Genomic DNA, 15,778 nt, shown 5'->3' on the forward strand with positions numbered 1-15,778 from the left:
CGCCGGCCCCTTGAGCGCAGGCCTCTTGAGCGCAGCCCCCTTGCGCGCCCTGTCATGAGGGCAGCCAGGTGAGCACGGCCCCGGCCCCCCGGACCGATCCCGTCTGGACCGTCGCCGATGCCGGCGCGCTCGACGCCCGCTACGCCGGCGACGGCCTCGCGGCGCTGGCCGACGTGCTGACGGATCCGGCCTTCGGCGATGTCGCGATCGTCTCCTCCTTCGGGGCGGATTCCGCGGTCCTCCTGCACCTCGCGGCGCAGATCCGGCGCGACACCCCCGTCCTGTTCGTCGAAACCGGCTGGCTGTTCCCTGAAACCCTTCGCTACGCCGAGGATCTGTCCGCCTGGCTCGGCCTCACCGACATCCGCTGGCTCCATCCCGATCAGGCCACGCTGGATGCGAAGGATCCGAAGCGCCTGCGCTGGTCCTACGATCCGGACGGCTGCTGCGAAATCCGCAAGGTCGAACCGCTCGATCGCGGCCTCAGGCCCTTCAACCTCTGGATCTCAGGCCGCAAATCCCACCAGAACCGCGCCCGGGCCCAGCTCTCCCTGTTCGAACAGCAGGACAGCCGCCTGAAGCTCAACCCCCTGCACGACTGGAGCAACGATCGGCTTCGCAGTTACGCCGCCACGCATGGCCTGCCGCCGCATCCGCTGGTGGCGGATGGCTATCCGTCGATCGGCTGCTCGCCCTGCACCTCGCGCGTGCAGCCCGGCGAAGACCCGCGCGCCGGTCGCTGGCGTGGCTGGGACAAGTCCGAATGCGGTATCCACAAGGCGCCCGATCCGGGCAATGAACCGGTGTTCTAGCCGCCCGAAGGCCCTACACCCACAGCCGCTCGAAACGCGGACCAAGCCGGGTCAGTAGCTCATATTGCGAAACCCCGGACGCGGCCGACAACGTCGGCAACTGCCAGTCCAGCGCCAGCCAGTCGCCTTCCGCCAGATCATGACCGGTCACGTCGGCGGCCAGCATGTCCATGGAAATCAGGCCCACCGCGGGAATGCGCGTCCGCCCGTCCGTCAGGGTCAGGTGGGGCGCCACGGCGCGCGGGATACCATCGGCATAGCCGATGTTCAGGATGGCGATCCGGCTGTCGGCAGGCGCGATCCAGGTCGCGCCATAGCCCACCGCGCGGCCGGCCGGAACAGTGCGGATCTGAAGGATTCGCGCCTCGGGTGTCACCATCTGGTGAGGGGCCGCTTCCGGATGCGCCTTGCCACCATAGAGGCCAAGTCCCGGCCGCACGGCGGAAAAGCTGAACGCAGGCCCCCAGTGGATGCCCGCACTGTTCGCCAGCGCATGCGCCTGTCCCGGCGTCGCGGCGGCGATGGCGCGGAACCGCGCCAGCTGCTCCATCGTCAGCGGATGCGCCGGGTCGTCCGCGCAGGCGAGGTGGCTGTGAATGGTGCGGACAGGCACGGCCGCAATCGCACCGGCCACGTCCGCGGCGTCGATTCCCAACCGGTTCATGCCCGTATCCACCATCAGATCGGCTTCGCGGCCCGGAAAGGCATCGGCCCATGCCCGGATCTGCGCCGCGCTGTTCAGCACCGGCCGCGCCCCCGGAAGCGCGGCCGCCGCCGCGGCGCAATCGGCGGTGAAGCCATGCAGCACCAGCAGCGCGCGATCCACCCGCCCCAGCGTCAGCGCCTCCGCCCAGGTCGCCACGGCGAACCCGGCCGCCCCGGCCGCCGTCAGCCGGCTCACCACGTCCCGCGCGCCCAGCCCATAGGCGTCCGCCTTCACGGCAGCATAGGCAGGCACGTTCGCCCGCCCGGCAAGATCACGGAAGTTCGCCGCCATCGCCGCGCCGTCGAGCCGAATTCGAAGGGGGGCAGGGGCGGCAATCATGGCCCCGCTTTCGCCCAACCCGCCCTGCGGCGCAACCCGCCAGGCGGAATTCGCGCCCGCCGGGTCGCGCCGTCCGGGCCTCCCGGGGTCAGATCCGCAGCGCCATCGCGTTCAGGAACCGCATCGTCTCCAGCGGGCTCAGCGCCGAATTGTCCACCTCGATCCGCACCCGATCGATTCGCCCGGCAAAGGGGAAGGGCGCCGCATAGGCCGGCGATACGCGGTTCCCCAGGTCCGCCCCCACCGAAAAGCCGTCATAGCTGGTCGAAAACAGCGCATGTTCCAGCGCCGCCTCCGCCCGCTTCTGCCCATTCACGAAGAGCGCGCCCGTCCCGACGAAGGGCCGGCTCTTCATCGCCTGCACATAGCGCAGCTCGGCCTTGCCTCTGGGCACCGGCCCGCCGTCGATCAGCACCCGCCAGGGCAGCAGCGACTGCTCATAGAACAGCCGCCCGTCCTTCACATACAGGGTATAGCCCGCCGGCTGGCTGCCGTGCGCCACCAGCACCCCGTCGCCTTCCACCCGGCAGTCCACGATGATCTCGTGCGGCAACCCGCAGCACACCGGCGCCATCTCGCGCGAAAGCCGCTCGATCGGCGGCCGCAGGTCCCAGCTGGGGCGGATGCCGCGCCCCTGCCGGTCCTGCACCATGCGGATCACCATCTGCCGGTCGTCCAGCGGGAACACCCCATTGGCCTCGGCCGCCGCGCGCCATTTTCCAGCCAGCTCGGCCACCTTGTCGGGCATCTTCGCGGCAAGATCCTCCAGCTCGTTGGGGTCCTTCGAAAGGTCGTAAAGCGCCCACCGGTCCTCTGCGAACGGGCGGCCCCGCTCGTGCCGCGCCACCAGCCGGAACGGGGCCGCGTAAAAGGCCCGGTGCCCGCCCAGCTCGAAATATTGTTCGGTCCGCGTCGGCGCACCGGCTGCCCTGAAGGTGCCGGCGATGGATTTCCCCTGAACCGGCTTCAGCTTCATGCCCCGGCGCGTCGCAGGCGCGGGCACGCCCGTCACCTCCAGGATGGTCGGCAACAGGTCGATCACATGCACGAACTGCTGCCGCACCGCGCCCGCGTCCGGCTGTCCCTTGGGCCAGCTGATGATCAGCGGATCGGCCACGCCCCCCAGATGGGTGAACTGCTTGTACTGCCGGTAGGGCGTGTTCGATACATTGGTCCAGCCGATGGGATAGTGGGGAAAGGTCGGGTCCTCGCCCATCACGTCGATCAGCTTCTGCGCCTCCGCCACCGGCACCGGCCGCCCGAAGGCAGCGGCGAACACATTTGGCGTGCCGGTCTCGGTGCCTTCCGCCGATCCGCCATTGTCGGAAAACAGCAGCACCATCGTGTCGTCCGCGATGCCCAGATCGTCCAGCCGCCGCATCAGCCGCCCGATGTTGGAATCCAGGTTCGCCAGCATCGCGGCATAGATTTCCATGTAGCGGGCATAAAGCGCCTGCTCCCCCGGGCTCAGGCTGTCCCAGGGCTTCGCGCCGGATGAAAGCGGCGGCAGCTTCGTGTGCGCGGGCACGAGCCCCAGCGCCTTCTGCCGCGCCAGCCGTTCTGCGCGGATGGCATCCCATCCCTTGTCATACAGCCCCTTGAAGCGGTCCCGTTCGGCGCCGCGCACCTGCAACGGCGAATGCACCCCCGGAAAGGCCATCTGCAGAAAGAAGGGCCGCCCCGGGTCCAGCGCCTGCTGCGTCCCCATCCAGCTGATGGCGCGATCCGCCAGATCGTCCATCACATAATAATCCTGCGTGCGCGGCGGCTCCACCGGGGCCACCCCGTCGAACAGCTCCGATGGATGGAAGAAGTCCGTCGAATGCCCCTGGAACCAGTAGGCCCGCTCGAACCCCCGGTTCGTCGGCCAGTTGTGATAAGGCCCGTTGGCGCCGGTCGAATGGCCGGAATTCACATGCCACTTGCCCACCAGCATCGTGTTCCAGCCCGCGTCGCCCAGGATTTCGGCGACCGTCGCGGCCTCGTGCGTCAGGTCTCCGCGATAGCCGGGGTATCCGGCGTCCACGTCCGCCAGCCAGCCCATCCCGGCCGCATGATGGTTCAGCCCGGTCAGGAAGGAGGCGCGGGTGGGGCTGCACATCGCGGTGGTGCGGAAATTGGCATAGCGCAGGCCGCGCCCTGCCAGCGCATCGATGTTCGGCGTCGGGATCTCCGATCCGAAGCAGCCCAGGTCGGCAAAGCCCACATCGTCCAGGATGATGGCGATCACGTTCGGCGCATTTGGCTTCCAGGCCTGTTTCGTCACGTCGATCGGCCGGCTGTCCTGAAAGCTCTCCGCGATTTGGGCCGGTCCGTCGGCCACGGCGGCGGGCGTGATGAACTGCTTCGCCCGCTTCTCCACCGCCCGCGCGCCCACTGCGGCCGCGCCGGCTACGCCCGCACCCACCGCGCCGCCCACCAGCAGCGATCGCCGGTCCAGCCCCCGGCGTCCGCTCTCAGGCTCATCCGTCATCCGCGTCCCTCCAGATAAGGCAGGCAATCCGCCGCCGAAAGCCGCCCCAGAATGTCCGCCGCACAGTCCGGCTCCAGCGCGGCGAAGGCAGCGCGCAGCGCGGCCAGGCACTTCGCCTGGTACCGGAACGGCGGCTGCACGAATTCATGGCCCATCGCCTCGAAGCGCACCTCGGCATCTCCGGCTTCCACGGCCGCTGCATTGGCCACCAGGAACGGCAGGTAAACTTCCCCGATCACCTTCAGGATCGCGTCCACCACGGGCCGCCCCGGCCCCCACTCGCCCTCCACGCCCGACAGGTCGTCCACATGCGCCAGCCAGCGCATCGCCATCGGATAGTCGGCGCGCAGCATCGCGGCGGGCGTCGGGTCCGTCGCCAGCTGGGAAAGCTGGCCGTAAAGCGCGAACTCCGCCTCGCTCGGGCGGCTTCCGAACAGGAAGGGCGTATCGGGCGTGTGCGTCTCCAGCGCCGCCAGCACGGCGCGGGTGCTGGCTTCGATCAGCGGGAAATTCGCCGCCGTGCAGCCCACCAGCGGCATCCGCCCCACCTGCCGCTCGCGGAAGGCGGCGGCCATCTGCTGCTGCGCCAGCCGCCCCGCGCCGGGGAAGGCGTCGAACATCAGCCACTCGCTCATCTGCCGTTGATCGGCCTCGAACAGCCAGCGGTATCCGAACATGGCCTTGGTCAGCCACTCATCCGCGAAATCCTCGATCAGGAAGGCCAGGAAGGCCAGACAATCATCATTGTGGATCACGCTGCGGTCGGTGTGCCGCGCTTCCAGCTCGCGGGTCAGTACGGTCGAATCATTGGCGACACGGCCGTCCGGAAACTGCAGCAGCGGGATCACCGGCGCCTTCACCTGCGCGAACAGCCGCGTCCGCTCCTCATGGTCCTGCACCCAGGCAAAGGGGATACGCCGGTAACGCATCAGCGCCCGCATCTTCATGGAATAGGGGGAGCCCAGGGCCCCGTGCAGCCGGTAAAGCCCGTCGTCAGTTGGCCCAATAGACATAGTCCTGCCCTTCCTTCCAAGGCGCATCCAGCGTCACGTCGATGCGCACCGGCCCTTCCAGCAGGGCCGGCCACAAGGGCTTTGGCATGGCGGCGGCCTGCGCGTCGATCCGCGCGCGCAATTCCGCCACCTTTTCCGGCATCGCGGCGGAAAGATCCCGCCGCTCCGTCGGGTCGTCCGCCAGATTGTGCAGCCACACCCGCTCGGGCCGGGCGGAAACCTGCAGCTTCCAGTCGCCCTCGCGCACCACCCGGTAATCGCCGGATCGCCAGAACAGCGTGCGCGGCGGGATGCGCGCGCCCGATGTCAGCTGCGGCAGCAGGTTCAGGCTGTCGATCGCCCGGTCGGTTGGCACGGCGGCGTTCGCAGCGGCGGCGGCGGTGGCGAACAGATCCAGGTGGCTTCCCACGCCATCCACCCGCGTTCCCGCCGCGATCCGCGCCGGCCAGCGCGCGAACAGCGGGGCGCGGATGCCGCCTTCGAAGAAGGTCGCCTTCCAGCCGCGATAGGGTTTGTTCAGCCCCGGCATGCCCACATACCAGGCGCCGCCATTGTCCGATGTGAACAGGATCAGCGTGTTGTCCGCCAGCCCCTCGGCCTCCAGCTTCGCCTGCACCGCCGCCACCGATCGGTCCAGCGCCACGATCATCGCAGCATAGACCCGGTCCCGATGGTCGGGGATATGGCCCAGCCGGTCGTAATCGGCCTTCAGCGCCTGCAAGGGCGTATGCGGCGCGGTATGCGCCAGATACAGGAAGAAGGGCCGGTTCCGGTTGGCATGGATCGCCTTCACCGCCTGGTCGGTGAAATAGTCGGTCATGTACCGGTCGGGCGCGAAATGCCGGCCGCCGTTCCACCGCACCGCGTTCGGCAGGTTCGCCCACAGGAAGCGGTCGATCGGGTCCCACGGCAGCTTCGCATTCACCACATCGGGCGAATCCTCGGGCAGGAACTTCGCCCCGCCCGCCAGCACCGCCAGCGATTCGTCGAACCCCTGGTTCTCCGGCCGCAGCCCGTCGGCCTCGCCCAGATGCCATTTTCCGATGTGCAGCGTGCGGTATCCGGCGGCCTTCAGCACTTCGGGCAGCATCACCTCCGTCGCCGGCACGCCCATCTGCGCATAGGGCATGATCCCCGCCACGCGGTCGGCATGGAAGATGGCCTTGTGCGGCCCCACGCCGTCGCCATGCGCCAGATTCTTCGCAAAGATGGGCGGCACCGCGGTGAACTCGAATCCGAATCGCGTCGGGTATCGCCCGGTCATCATCGCCGCGCGCGAAGGGGAACAGGTGGCGTTCGCGGCATAGAAGCTGGAAACGCTCGCCCCTTCGCGCATCAGCCGGTCGATGGCGGGCGTCGGCACCAGCCCGCCGCCAAAGGCGGAGATATCGTTGATCCCCAGGTCGTCGGCCACGATCAGCACGATGTTGGGCGGCCGCTGGCCGGGCGGAACGGCGGCCTCGGCCGGGCCTTCCGCCCATGTCACCGGCTGGGTCGGCTGAACCGGGTTGGTCACCCGCGCGATCAGGCCGGGTGTGTAATACCAGTAACGCTGCCACCCGGCATAGGCCGCCACGCCCAGCGCCGTCGCCGCGCCCAGCAGGATCCAGCGCTTCTTCATCCCCGTCCTCCCAGCCGCGTCCGTGTCATCCCGCCCGCGGCAGGCAGGCTCACCAGCTCGCGATCCTCCGCGATCCACAGTTCGCCCTCGAATCGCCCGCGCGCATCCCCCAGGAAGGCGGCCTCCAGCCCCGGAACCCGCAGCGGCGGCACGATATGCGTCAGCACCAGCGCCTTCACCCCGGCGTCCTGCGCGATCCCGGCGGCCTGTTCCGGGGTGGTATGATAATCTTCGATATCGGCCAGGATCTTCGCCAGACCCGCGTTGCCTGCCGCCTTCGCCGCCGCACCCGGCACCCGCGTCAGGCGCGGCTGCAAGGCTTCATGGATCAGCAGGTCACACCCCTTCGCCGCCGCCGTCAGCGCGGGCGACGGCAGGGTGTCACCCGAAACCAGCAGGCACCGCCCCTTGTAATCGAAGCGATAGGCGACGGCCGGCGTCACCGGCCGGTGATCAACCGGCACGGCTGTAATTTTCAACCCGCCTTCGTCCAGCACCACGCCCCCGGTCACGGCAAAGGCGCGCGGCGAAAATCCGAACCCGGAAGGCGGCACCACGGCCGCGCCATGATGTGCCGTGCGATAGGTCGAATCCTGCCGATAGGCCGCGTTCAGCCCGGCCGCCACCTCGCCCACGCCCACCGGCCCCTGCAGGATCAGCGGAGTCGTCGCGGCCGATCCCACCCAGCGCTGCAAGGCCAGCGGCGCCAGCCCGTCGATATGGTCGGAATGAAAATGCGTCAGCAACACCCGGTCGATCCGCCCCGCCGGCAGCCCCATCAGCGAAAGGTTGCGCGCCGCGCCTTCGCCGGCATCCACGATGATCAGCCGCTTGCCGGCGATCACCGCCAGGCACGGCCCCGCACGCGCCGGATCCGGCATCGGGCTTCCGGTTCCGCAGAACCCCGCGTGCAACCCGTCCGGCAGGCCCGAGATCGTGTCGGCGCCGATCGCCCGCGCCGCCCCGCGTTCATACAGCCCCATCGCGATCCGCTCACGCAGGGCATAGCCCAGCACGCCCGCCGCCAGCAGCAGCAACGCCAGTCCGCCCAGCCAGCGCCTCATCCCGCCTCTCCCGCAATCTCCGCAAGGTCCCGCTCCACCGCCCACAGACGGTCCTGCCCCCACTGCGCCGGGTGGTCGCCCACGCGGAAACTCGGCACCCCCCACAGCCCGGCGTCGAACATCTCCGCGCGATTGGTCTCTGCCACCGCCCGCCAGCCGTCGTCCGCCAGCGCCGCCCGCACGTCCGCGTCCGTCAGCCCGGCCCGCGCGGCCAGCATTCCCAGCCCGGCGTCCGTCGTCGCGTCCACCGCCTCGGCAAAGGCCCCGGCCAGAAAACTCTCGGCGAAGTCCGGCCCCCGGCCCAGCGCAATTGCCCGGTGCAGCACCGCCAGCCCGCGCGCCACGCCCGCGCCCACGGGGTCGCAGATCCGGCCGAAGCCGATCCCCAGCCGCGCCGCCTCCCGCTTTGCATCGCGCACGATATACATCCGCTTCGCCAGCGGCACGGGCAGTCCGCGCATCACCATCGGCAGCACGGGGCGCAGCACCAGCCGCGCATTCCACCGATCCGCCAGCGCCCGCACGCGGCCCGCCGCCAGATGGGTATAGGGGCTGCGGAAGCTCAGGAAGAAGTGCAGCTCCGCCCCCCGCGCATCCCCCCGCAGTTCACCCGCCTCCAGCTGCCGTACCACCGGGTCACCGCGCCGCATATCCGCCAGCCGCGCCTCCAGATGCGACAACCGGTCCACCCCCCAGTAACATTCGCCCTCGAAGGCGAACACGCCCGGTAGATAATGCCCGGCCTTCGCCAGCGCGGCAGCCCCCTCGGCCAGCGCCGCCGCCCGGTCACCGCCGCCCGCGACCGCCCGCCCGGTCCACAGGGCCTCGCCCACCTCCCGCGCCCGCGCCGCAAAGGCCAGCGGGTCGTCGATCCCGGCCAGCGCCGCCTCGGCCCCCGCCACCGCTTCGGCGCCGGGCGCCCCCGCACCGCCCGGAAAGGCCAGCCCGTGCGCCCGCGCCAGCTGCGCCGCATCGCGCAGCCCCCAGCCCTGCAGCCGCCCCGGCTCCGGCGCCGCGGCCTCCGAAGGCGCGGGCACCAGATGCGGCACGATCCGCAGCGGATAGGCCGCCGCCAGCGCCGGCAGCAACTGCGCCGTCAGGTGCGACCAGGGGTCAGCCGCGCCGTGGAAATAATGCAGCGTCGGGGCAGAGCCCATCAGCCGCCGCCGCGTCGCATGCATCCGCCGCACCATGTCGCGCAGCCGCACGCTGGTGATGATGCCGCTGATGCCGCCTTCAAGCCGCCCTCGCACGGCGCGGCCGCTCCCTGTCCCCGAATGTCGCCACAAGACCTCCCCAGGATTGCGCGGCGCGCACTTTTATGGCACTTCAAGAGCCAATAGTGCCATGTCAAACCACCCCGGTCAACGGGGGCTCGACGAGGCCGCCACGCACAGGCAAGAGGCCAGGATGAATTCCGATCCCAAGTCCGATCGTTCGGGCGAACCGCTGGAAACGGATGGCCGCCGCCGTCGTTCCGCCAGCAGCCGCCGCCGAATCGTGGAGGCAATGCTGGAACTGGTGCGCGCCGGCCAGATCACCCCCAGCGCCGATGATGTCGCGGTTCGCGCCGGCGTCGGCCGCCGCACGGTGTTCCGCCTCTTCTCCGACATGGAGGGCGTCTACACTGAAATGCAGGCGATCATGCGCGCCCATATCGCCCCGGTGCGCGCCATGCCACTTACCGGTGACACGCCCCTTGAACGCCTCCATGCCCTGATCGACCGGCGCGTCCGCTTCTTCGAAGAGGTGATGTTCGTCACCGTCGCGGCCGCCATCCATCGCCACCGCTCGCCCCAGCTGCAGGCGGATCATGCCGCCATCCAGATGGAACTGCGCGCCATCCTGTTCGATGTGCTCGGCCCGGATCTCGCGCCCGATCCTGCCACGCGGCAGGCGCTCGATGCCGTCCTCAGCATCGACATGTGGCGCCGCCTCCGGCTGGAACAGGGGCAGGATGCGGCGGCCTCGGCCCTCATCCTCCACCGCCTTGCGGATGCGCTAGTGCAGGGCGGCTGACGCAAGGGCCGTCAGCGCCGCCAGCAGCGCCAGCAACAGGGCAACCCACAGGCGCGGCCCCGCGAACAGCCTCAGCACGGGGCGCGTCGGGAAAGAAAAGGTCTGCATTGTTCCCAGCGCCTTGAAGGCATGGACTGCGGCGAACGAAGGATCGGCCGCCAGCGCCAGAAGATCCCGGCGGCTCCGGTATCGCATGAACCCCACGATCGACCAGCCGGGGTCCGGCTGCACATCACCCCAGGCGTCCACATAGGGGCCGATCTTGCGCGCCACCATCGCCGGATGCCCGCCGCGCAACAAAAGCCGCCGGATGAAGTGGCGGCTGTATTGATCCAGCATCGCCCGGCCGGGAACCGGCTCGCCGGTCTCCGGATGCGGCACCAGCCCCGGTGTCACCTTCACCAGGTTCAGCATCACGAACTCGCGCCCGTCATCCGATTCCAGGAACGCCCGGAACTGAGCCCGGTCGGTGCCGCCGCTGCCGCCGCGCGCGGCGATGGCCGCCAGCCCCGCGTCGATCTCGGCCGGCTTCAGCGGCCCGCGCCAGTTGTCATACCACAGCCTGAACAGCAGATAGGCGCCCAGCGCCACTCCGAACGGCCACCACATCCCCGCGAACCCTCCAGCCTTTCGGCACTATGGGTATCATTAGTTTGCGGGGCTGCAAAGCCTCACTCCGCGCGCTTGCGCTTCCAGCGGTTCCACATGATCACACGGTACAGATACACAGCGAAGCAGCCCAGGATCACCGCCGTCGAAAGCGGCCCCAGCACCTTGTCGATCTCGCTGAAGTTGCGGCCCAGAAAATAGCCCGCCAGCGCCAGCCCCATCGTCCAGATGAAGGTGCCCAGCGTCGAAAAGATCAGGAAGGTGCGAGTGTTCATCCGCACCAGCCCGGCCGGCACCGAAATCAGCGAACGGATGGTGGGGATGATCCGCCCCACGCCCACCAGCCCCGCGCCATAGCGGTCGAACAGCGCCCGGCCCCGGGCGATCTCCGTCTCGTCCATCGTGAACAGCCGGCCATATCGCACCAGAAAGCCCTCGAACCGGTCCAGCCCCAGCTTCCAGGCCAGCGCGAACCAGAAGATGTTGCCCGCCATCGCGCCGGCGGTTCCCGCCAGGATCACGCCCAGGATCGATCCGCCCTGCTGTGCGGCGTTCACCCCGGCCAGCGGCATGATCACTTCGGATGGAATCGGCGGAAACACCGTTTCCACGAACATCAGGAAGGCAACCGCCAGATAGCCCCAGCTTTCGATCAGCTGGCCGATCCACGCATTCACCGGCTGCCCCTCATCCCGCTCACCCGGTCCCAGAACAGCCCCGGCGTGTTGGTGCCGTTGAAGCGGTCGATCGCGACAACGCCGGTGGGCGATGTCACGTTGATCTCCGTCAGCCGCCCCGCGATCACGTCGATGCCCACGAAGATCAGCCCGCGCGCCTTCAGGTCGGGGCCCAGCCGGGCGCAGATGGCCTGCTCCTCGGGCGTAAGTTCGGTCGCATGGGCACTGCCGCCGGCTGCCAGGTTCGAACGGATTTCGCCCTGCTTCGGCAGCCGGTTGATCGCGCCGGCGGGCTCCCCGTCGATCAGCATGATGCGTTTGTCGCCCTTTGAAACATCGGGCAGGAAGGCCTGCACCATGAAGGGCTCGCGCCACACCTGCCCGAACAGCTCCACCAGTGCGGGCAGGTTGGAATCGCCCGCGGGCACATGGAACACCGCGGATCCGGCATTGCCGTACAACGGCTTCACCACGATCTCCCCATGCCTGGCGCGAAACGCCTGCGCCGCCGCCAGCGACCGCGTCACCAGGGTGGGCGGCATCAGGTCGGCATAGTTCAGCACGAACAGCTTTTCGGGCGCGTTCCGCACGCTCGCCGGATCATTCACCACCAGCACGCCCGCCGCCTGCGCCCGCTCCAGCAGGTGGGTTGCGGTGATATAGGCCATGTCGAAGGGCGGATCCTGCCGCATCAGCACAACGTCGATGTCGCTGGCCAGGTCCAGCTGCTGCGGCTCGTCCAGCCAGCGATAATGCGGTTCGCCGGGCGCCGAAGGGCGCATCACCTCGACAGCGCGCGCGGTGGCCACGACGCGCCCCTCCAGCCAGTCCAGCTGGTCCGGCAGATAGTGCCACAGCCGGAATCCGCGCGCCTGCGCCTCCAGCATCAGGGCAAAGCTGGAATCGCCCGCCACATTGATTCCGTCCAGCGCGTCCATCTGGACCGCGATGCGCATGCTCCGTGCCATGACGCTGCTGATAGGCGGTGAAGGCCCCCAGTGAAAGGCCTGCGTGAAAGGCCCCCAGTGAAAGGCGCGGTCAGCGCGTCAGCGCATCATAGGCCTGGCGAATGCGGTCCTTCAGGGCGGGATCCCGTGTCGTTTCCCGCATGGCCGCCAGGCTGCGCCGGGCAGCCGCCGTATCGCCGGATGCCTGTTCCAGCCTGGCACGCTCCCACCATATCGGCGGCAGGGCGGGGGCGATCAGGGTCAACCGGCGATACAGGGTCAGCGCGCGCACATCGTCGCCAGCGGCCCGCGCCCGGCTGGCCTGGTTCATCAGCAGCCGCACCAGCGTCTCGCGATTGCCCAGCAGCGCCGCGTCGCCCGCGCGCAACGCGCGGCCCATCGCCAGCGTCGTCGGCAGCCCGGCCAGTTCGGAAGGAACCAGCAAGCGCCCGCTGGCGAAGACGTCGATCAGAACCAGTCGCTCGCCACCCTCCAGGGCCACCACCACATGCCCCGGCAGCCCCATCACCCGGGCATCCCAGCCCGCGCGCCGCGCCGTCGCCACATACAGGATCGCCAGCGCCACTGGCAGCCCGCGCCGGCGCGAAAGGACGGAAAGCATGTCGGCGTTGCGCGGCGAATCATAATCCTCGCGATCGCCGGTGAAGCCTTCCGTGCCGGCCAGAAGGTCGGCCAGCGCCTGCGCCCGGCTTTCGGCCGTCGGCAGCGAAGGGGGCAGCCGCGTCGCCAGGCCCCGCACATAGGCCAGCGAAGGTTCCAGATCAGCCCGTGTGCGGTCGGCGGCGGCAAGATGAAGCGCGGCCTCGTCGATGCGGATCTCCACATCGTCCTGGCATCCGATGGCGGCGAGAGCATCCATCTCCGGCTCCTCCCGGCAGCTGCACTTCGAACCTGCAGGCGCCTGCCTTCCTACACACCCGCACTGCTACACGTCTGCATTGCTACACATCCGCAATATGCCTCGGCCAGCGGCCGGGCGCCAGTGCGATCAGATCCACCCGTCCGCAAACCTCCGGCCCCGCCTCCGCGGCCAGCTGGAAGGCGGCCGCGCGCAGCCGTTCCGCAGCCCGCGGGGTCAGCGCCAGCGTCGCCGCCTCCAGCGTGGCGCGCCGCTTCACTTCCACCACCGCCAGCATCGCGCCGCGCCGGGCCACAAGATCCACCTCGATCATCGGCATCCGCCGCCGCCGCGCCACGATCCGCCAGCCCTTGGCCATCAGCAGCAGCGCGGCCAGCTGTTCGGCCCGCCGCCCCCGCTTCTCGGCCGCCTGCCGGCTCATGCGTCCTTCAGCGCCATCGCCCGGGCATAGGCCTCGCCGCGCGGCACGCCCAGCGCAGCGGCCACACTCGCCGCTGCCTTGCCCGGCGGCATGGTTCGCAGCGCCGTGCGCAGGGCCTCGTCCAGCGCATCCGCGCCCGAAACCTCTCCGGCTGGCGGCCCCACCAGCAGCACGATCTCGCCTTTCGGCGCCTGCCCGGCATAGCGCGCCGCCAGTTCGGGCAGCGGGCCCGCCACCAGTTCCTCGTGCCGCTTGGTCAGTTCCCGCGCCACCACGGCGTCCCGCCCGCCCAGCGCCGCCGCCAGCGCCGCAAGGGACGCCGCCAGGCGCGGCCCCGTCTCGTGGAAGATCAGGGTCGCCGGAATCCCCGCCACGGCCGAAATGGCCTTGTCGCGCGCCACCGCCTTCGCCGGCAGGAACCCCGCGAACAGGAAGCGGTCGGATGGAAGCCCGCTGATCGAAAGCGCCGCGATTGCCGCCGAAGGCCCGGGCGCCGTCGTCACCGCGATGCCCCGCGCCCGGGCCTCGCGCACCAGCGAATAGCCGGGGTCGGAAATCAGCGGCGTGCCCGCGTCCGAAACCAGCGCAACCGATTCGCGGGCAGCCCGGTCCAGCAGCCGGGCTTCCACCTCCGCGCCCGAATGCTCATGATAGGGCAGCATCGGCCGCTCGCTGCCTGCCGCGCGCAGCAGCTTCGCCGTCACGCGCGTATCCTCGCAGGCCACCACATCCGCCGTGCGAAGGATGCGGGCCGCCCGGGGCGACAGGTCCTCCAGGTTGCCGATCGGCCCCGCCACGATATACAGCCCCGGCGCCAGCCGGTCTCCGGATGGTTGGGTATCGGGTTCATCATCAGGTGGAGCATCACGCATGCAGGCAATCTGGGCGAGTGCGGGCAATGCGGCAAGCCAGCCGCGCATCGCGGCCAACAGGCGCATGCCGCGCATCGCGGCAAAAAGGCACATGCCGCGAATCGCAGCGGCGGGCACGCTCCTGGTCCTGACCGCGCTGGCGGCCTGTGCGCCGCGCCAGAAGGCCCCCGTCGCCCCCGTCGCGCCCGCGCCCGTCGAAAAGCCGGTCGCCGTGAAGCCCGGCGAAGTGCATCGTGTCGCCATCCTCGTGCCGCTCACCGGCCCGAACGCGCCCGTCGGGATCAGTCTCGCCAACGCCGCCACACTCGCCCTCGTCGACACCGGCAAACAGGGCATCCGCCTTACCAGCTATGATACCGCGGCGCTCGGCGCGGGCGGTGCGGCGAACCGTGCCCTTTCGGATGGCGCGCAGCTCATCCTCGGCCCCCTCCTCGCCTCGGATGCCGCCGCCGTGAAGGCGGCCGCTGAAGCGAAGGGCGTCACCATGCTCAGCTTCTCGAACGATTCGGGCATCGCGGGGGGGCGCCTCTATGTGCTCGGCTTCCAGCCCGCCCAGTCCGTCAGCCGCGTCGTGGAATATGCCGCGGGCCGTGGCACGAAGAAGTTCGCGGCTCTCGTCCCCGATGGCGTCTATGGTCAGCGCACCTCCGTCGCCTTCACCCGTGCCGTCAGTGCCGGCAACGGCCAGGTCGTGGCCCTCACCAGCTTCGCCCGCACGCCCGCCGCGCTGCCTGCCGCCGCCCGCAAGGTCACGGATTATGATGCCCGGCTGAAGCAGGCCGGCAGCACCACTGCGGCGAAGCGGCCCGATGGCACCATCGCGCCTGCCACCCGCACCACGCCGCCGGTCGCCTTCGAAGCGCTTCTGGTCGCCGATTCGGGCGCCATCGCCGCCGCCTTCTCGCCCCACCTCGCGAAATTCGGCGCACAGCCCGGCAGCTATCTGATGATGGGCACCGAATTGTGGAACACCGAACCCGGTCTCGGCGCGTCCCCCGCGCTGCGCGGCGCCGTCTTCGCCGCCGTGCCGGATCAGCGCTTCCAGTCCATGGCGAAACGCTATCAGGCCCGCTTCGGCGGCACGCCCTCGCGCCTCGCCAGCCTCTCCTACGATGCGATGCTGCTGGCGATCAGCGCGACGGGCCAGCAATGGCAGCCCGGCGCCAGCTTCCCGCAAAAGCTGCTGGAGGATCCCCAGGGCTTTGCCGGCGTCGACGGAATCTTCCGTTTCAAATCCAATATCGCCGAGCGCGGGCTAGAGGTGCAGCAGGTCGGCCCGCAGGGCTTCACCACCGTCAGCCCGGCCCCCGCCGCCTTCTAGATCA

Annotated in this window: 15 protein-coding genes; 3 read left to right on the plus strand and 12 right to left on the minus strand. The window is 69.8% G+C overall.

What is annotated here, in order from left to right:
• The first annotated feature begins 68 nt into the window (after positions 1-68).
• Positions 69-812 carry a phosphoadenylyl-sulfate reductase gene (locus tag ACW9TV_RS04420; protein WP_494304645.1) on the plus strand — a complete coding sequence of 248 codons (744 nt, stop codon included), beginning with the start codon at positions 69-71 and terminating at the stop codon, positions 810-812.
• A gap of 13 nt (positions 813-825) precedes the next feature.
• Here the strand turns inward: ACW9TV_RS04420 and alr are convergent, their stop codons facing one another.
• From alr to ACW9TV_RS04450, 6 genes are all read right to left on the minus strand, one after another.
• Positions 826-1,857 (minus strand): alanine racemase, encoded by a 1,032-nt coding sequence (alr, locus tag ACW9TV_RS04425; protein WP_494304646.1) that lies wholly within the window; start codon positions 1,855-1,857, stop codon positions 826-828.
• 88 nt (positions 1,858-1,945) lie between these two features.
• On the minus strand, positions 1,946-4,330 hold the full coding sequence (locus tag ACW9TV_RS04430; protein ID WP_494304647.1) for a sulfatase-like hydrolase/transferase: 2,385 nt from the start codon (positions 4,328-4,330) through the stop codon (positions 1,946-1,948).
• Positions 4,327-5,343, minus strand: a complete 1,017-nt coding sequence (locus ACW9TV_RS04435) for a glutathione S-transferase N-terminal domain-containing protein (RefSeq protein ID WP_494304648.1) — start codon at positions 5,341-5,343, stop codon at positions 4,327-4,329. Before ACW9TV_RS04435 ends, ACW9TV_RS04430 begins: the two co-directional genes overlap by 4 nt.
• Entirely contained in the window at positions 5,324-6,964 is a 1,641-nt protein-coding gene (locus ACW9TV_RS04440; RefSeq protein ID WP_494304649.1) for a sulfatase-like hydrolase/transferase, read from the minus strand. The genes ACW9TV_RS04435 and ACW9TV_RS04440 overlap by 20 nt, the downstream gene beginning before the upstream one ends.
• A complete protein-coding gene (locus ACW9TV_RS04445) occupies positions 6,961-8,028 on the minus strand; it encodes an MBL fold metallo-hydrolase (protein WP_494304650.1) in 1,068 nt (355 codons plus the stop codon). The genes ACW9TV_RS04440 and ACW9TV_RS04445 overlap by 4 nt, the downstream gene beginning before the upstream one ends.
• Complete coding sequence (locus ACW9TV_RS04450) at positions 8,025-9,281, minus strand: DsbA family protein (RefSeq protein ID WP_494304651.1); 1,257 nt, start codon at positions 9,279-9,281, stop codon at positions 8,025-8,027. The genes ACW9TV_RS04445 and ACW9TV_RS04450 overlap by 4 nt, the downstream gene beginning before the upstream one ends.
• Before the next feature lie 157 nt (positions 9,282-9,438).
• On the opposite strand from ACW9TV_RS04450, the gene ACW9TV_RS04455 reads away from it, so the two are divergent.
• Positions 9,439-10,047 (plus strand): TetR/AcrR family transcriptional regulator, encoded by a 609-nt coding sequence (locus tag ACW9TV_RS04455; protein ID WP_494304652.1) that lies wholly within the window; start codon positions 9,439-9,441, stop codon positions 10,045-10,047.
• Here the strand turns inward: ACW9TV_RS04455 and ACW9TV_RS04460 are convergent.
• From ACW9TV_RS04460 to rsmI, 6 genes are all read right to left on the minus strand, one after another.
• Positions 10,030-10,656 carry a hypothetical protein gene (locus ACW9TV_RS04460; RefSeq protein WP_494304653.1) on the minus strand — a complete coding sequence of 209 codons (627 nt, stop codon included), beginning with the start codon at positions 10,654-10,656 and terminating at the stop codon, positions 10,030-10,032. The genes ACW9TV_RS04455 and ACW9TV_RS04460 overlap by 18 nt on opposite strands.
• A gap of 62 nt (positions 10,657-10,718) precedes the next feature.
• Positions 10,719-11,333 (minus strand): DedA family protein, encoded by a 615-nt coding sequence (locus ACW9TV_RS04465; RefSeq protein WP_494304654.1) that lies wholly within the window; start codon positions 11,331-11,333, stop codon positions 10,719-10,721.
• A complete protein-coding gene (gene gshB, locus ACW9TV_RS04470; protein ID WP_494304655.1) occupies positions 11,330-12,301 on the minus strand; it encodes a glutathione synthase in 972 nt (323 codons plus the stop codon). The genes ACW9TV_RS04465 and gshB overlap by 4 nt, the downstream gene beginning before the upstream one ends.
• Positions 12,302-12,371: 70 nt before the next feature.
• Positions 12,372-13,160, minus strand: a complete 789-nt coding sequence (locus ACW9TV_RS04475; RefSeq protein ID WP_494304656.1) for a transglutaminase family protein — start codon at positions 13,158-13,160, stop codon at positions 12,372-12,374.
• A gap of 82 nt (positions 13,161-13,242) precedes the next feature.
• Positions 13,243-13,581: a YraN family protein gene (locus ACW9TV_RS04480; RefSeq protein WP_494304657.1), complete on the minus strand. Its 339-nt coding sequence runs from the start codon at positions 13,579-13,581 to the stop codon at positions 13,243-13,245.
• Complete coding sequence (rsmI, locus tag ACW9TV_RS04485; RefSeq protein WP_494304658.1) at positions 13,578-14,453, minus strand: 16S rRNA (cytidine(1402)-2'-O)-methyltransferase; 876 nt, start codon at positions 14,451-14,453, stop codon at positions 13,578-13,580. The genes ACW9TV_RS04480 and rsmI overlap by 4 nt, the downstream gene beginning before the upstream one ends.
• Between rsmI and ACW9TV_RS04490 the strand changes: the two genes are divergently transcribed.
• Entirely contained in the window at positions 14,452-15,774 is a 1,323-nt protein-coding gene (locus ACW9TV_RS04490) for a penicillin-binding protein activator (RefSeq protein WP_494304659.1), read from the plus strand. The two genes, rsmI and ACW9TV_RS04490, sit on opposite strands and share 2 nt — an antisense overlap.
• The last annotated feature ends 4 nt before the right edge of the window (positions 15,775-15,778 follow it).

This window comes from Sandaracinobacter sp. T42, assembly GCF_059115405.1.

Coding starts and splice junctions, on each gene's coding strand:
- alr (WP_494304646.1), bottom strand. CDS start 1,857: ATGATTGCCGCCCCTGCCCCCCTTCGAATTCGGCTCGACGGCGCGGCG.
- ACW9TV_RS04430 (WP_494304647.1), bottom strand. CDS start 4,330: ATGACGGATGAGCCTGAGAGCGGACGCCGGGGGCTGGACCGGCGATCG.
- ACW9TV_RS04435 (WP_494304648.1), bottom strand. CDS start 5,343: ATGTCTATTGGGCCAACTGACGACGGGCTTTACCGGCTGCACGGGGCC.
- ACW9TV_RS04440 (WP_494304649.1), bottom strand. CDS start 6,964: ATGAAGAAGCGCTGGATCCTGCTGGGCGCGGCGACGGCGCTGGGCGTG.
- ACW9TV_RS04445 (WP_494304650.1), bottom strand. CDS start 8,028: ATGAGGCGCTGGCTGGGCGGACTGGCGTTGCTGCTGCTGGCGGCGGGC.
- ACW9TV_RS04455 (WP_494304652.1), top strand. CDS start 9,439: ATGAATTCCGATCCCAAGTCCGATCGTTCGGGCGAACCGCTGGAAACG.
- ACW9TV_RS04460 (WP_494304653.1), bottom strand. CDS start 10,656: ATGTGGTGGCCGTTCGGAGTGGCGCTGGGCGCCTATCTGCTGTTCAGG.
- gshB (WP_494304655.1), bottom strand. CDS start 12,301: ATGGCACGGAGCATGCGCATCGCGGTCCAGATGGACGCGCTGGACGGA.
- ACW9TV_RS04475 (WP_494304656.1), bottom strand. CDS start 13,160: ATGGATGCTCTCGCCGCCATCGGATGCCAGGACGATGTGGAGATCCGC.
- ACW9TV_RS04480 (WP_494304657.1), bottom strand. CDS start 13,581: ATGAGCCGGCAGGCGGCCGAGAAGCGGGGGCGGCGGGCCGAACAGCTG.
- ACW9TV_RS04490 (WP_494304659.1), top strand. CDS start 14,452: ATGCAGGCAATCTGGGCGAGTGCGGGCAATGCGGCAAGCCAGCCGCGC.
- rsmI (WP_494304658.1), bottom strand. CDS start 14,453: ATGCGTGATGCTCCACCTGATGATGAACCCGATACCCAACCATCCGGA.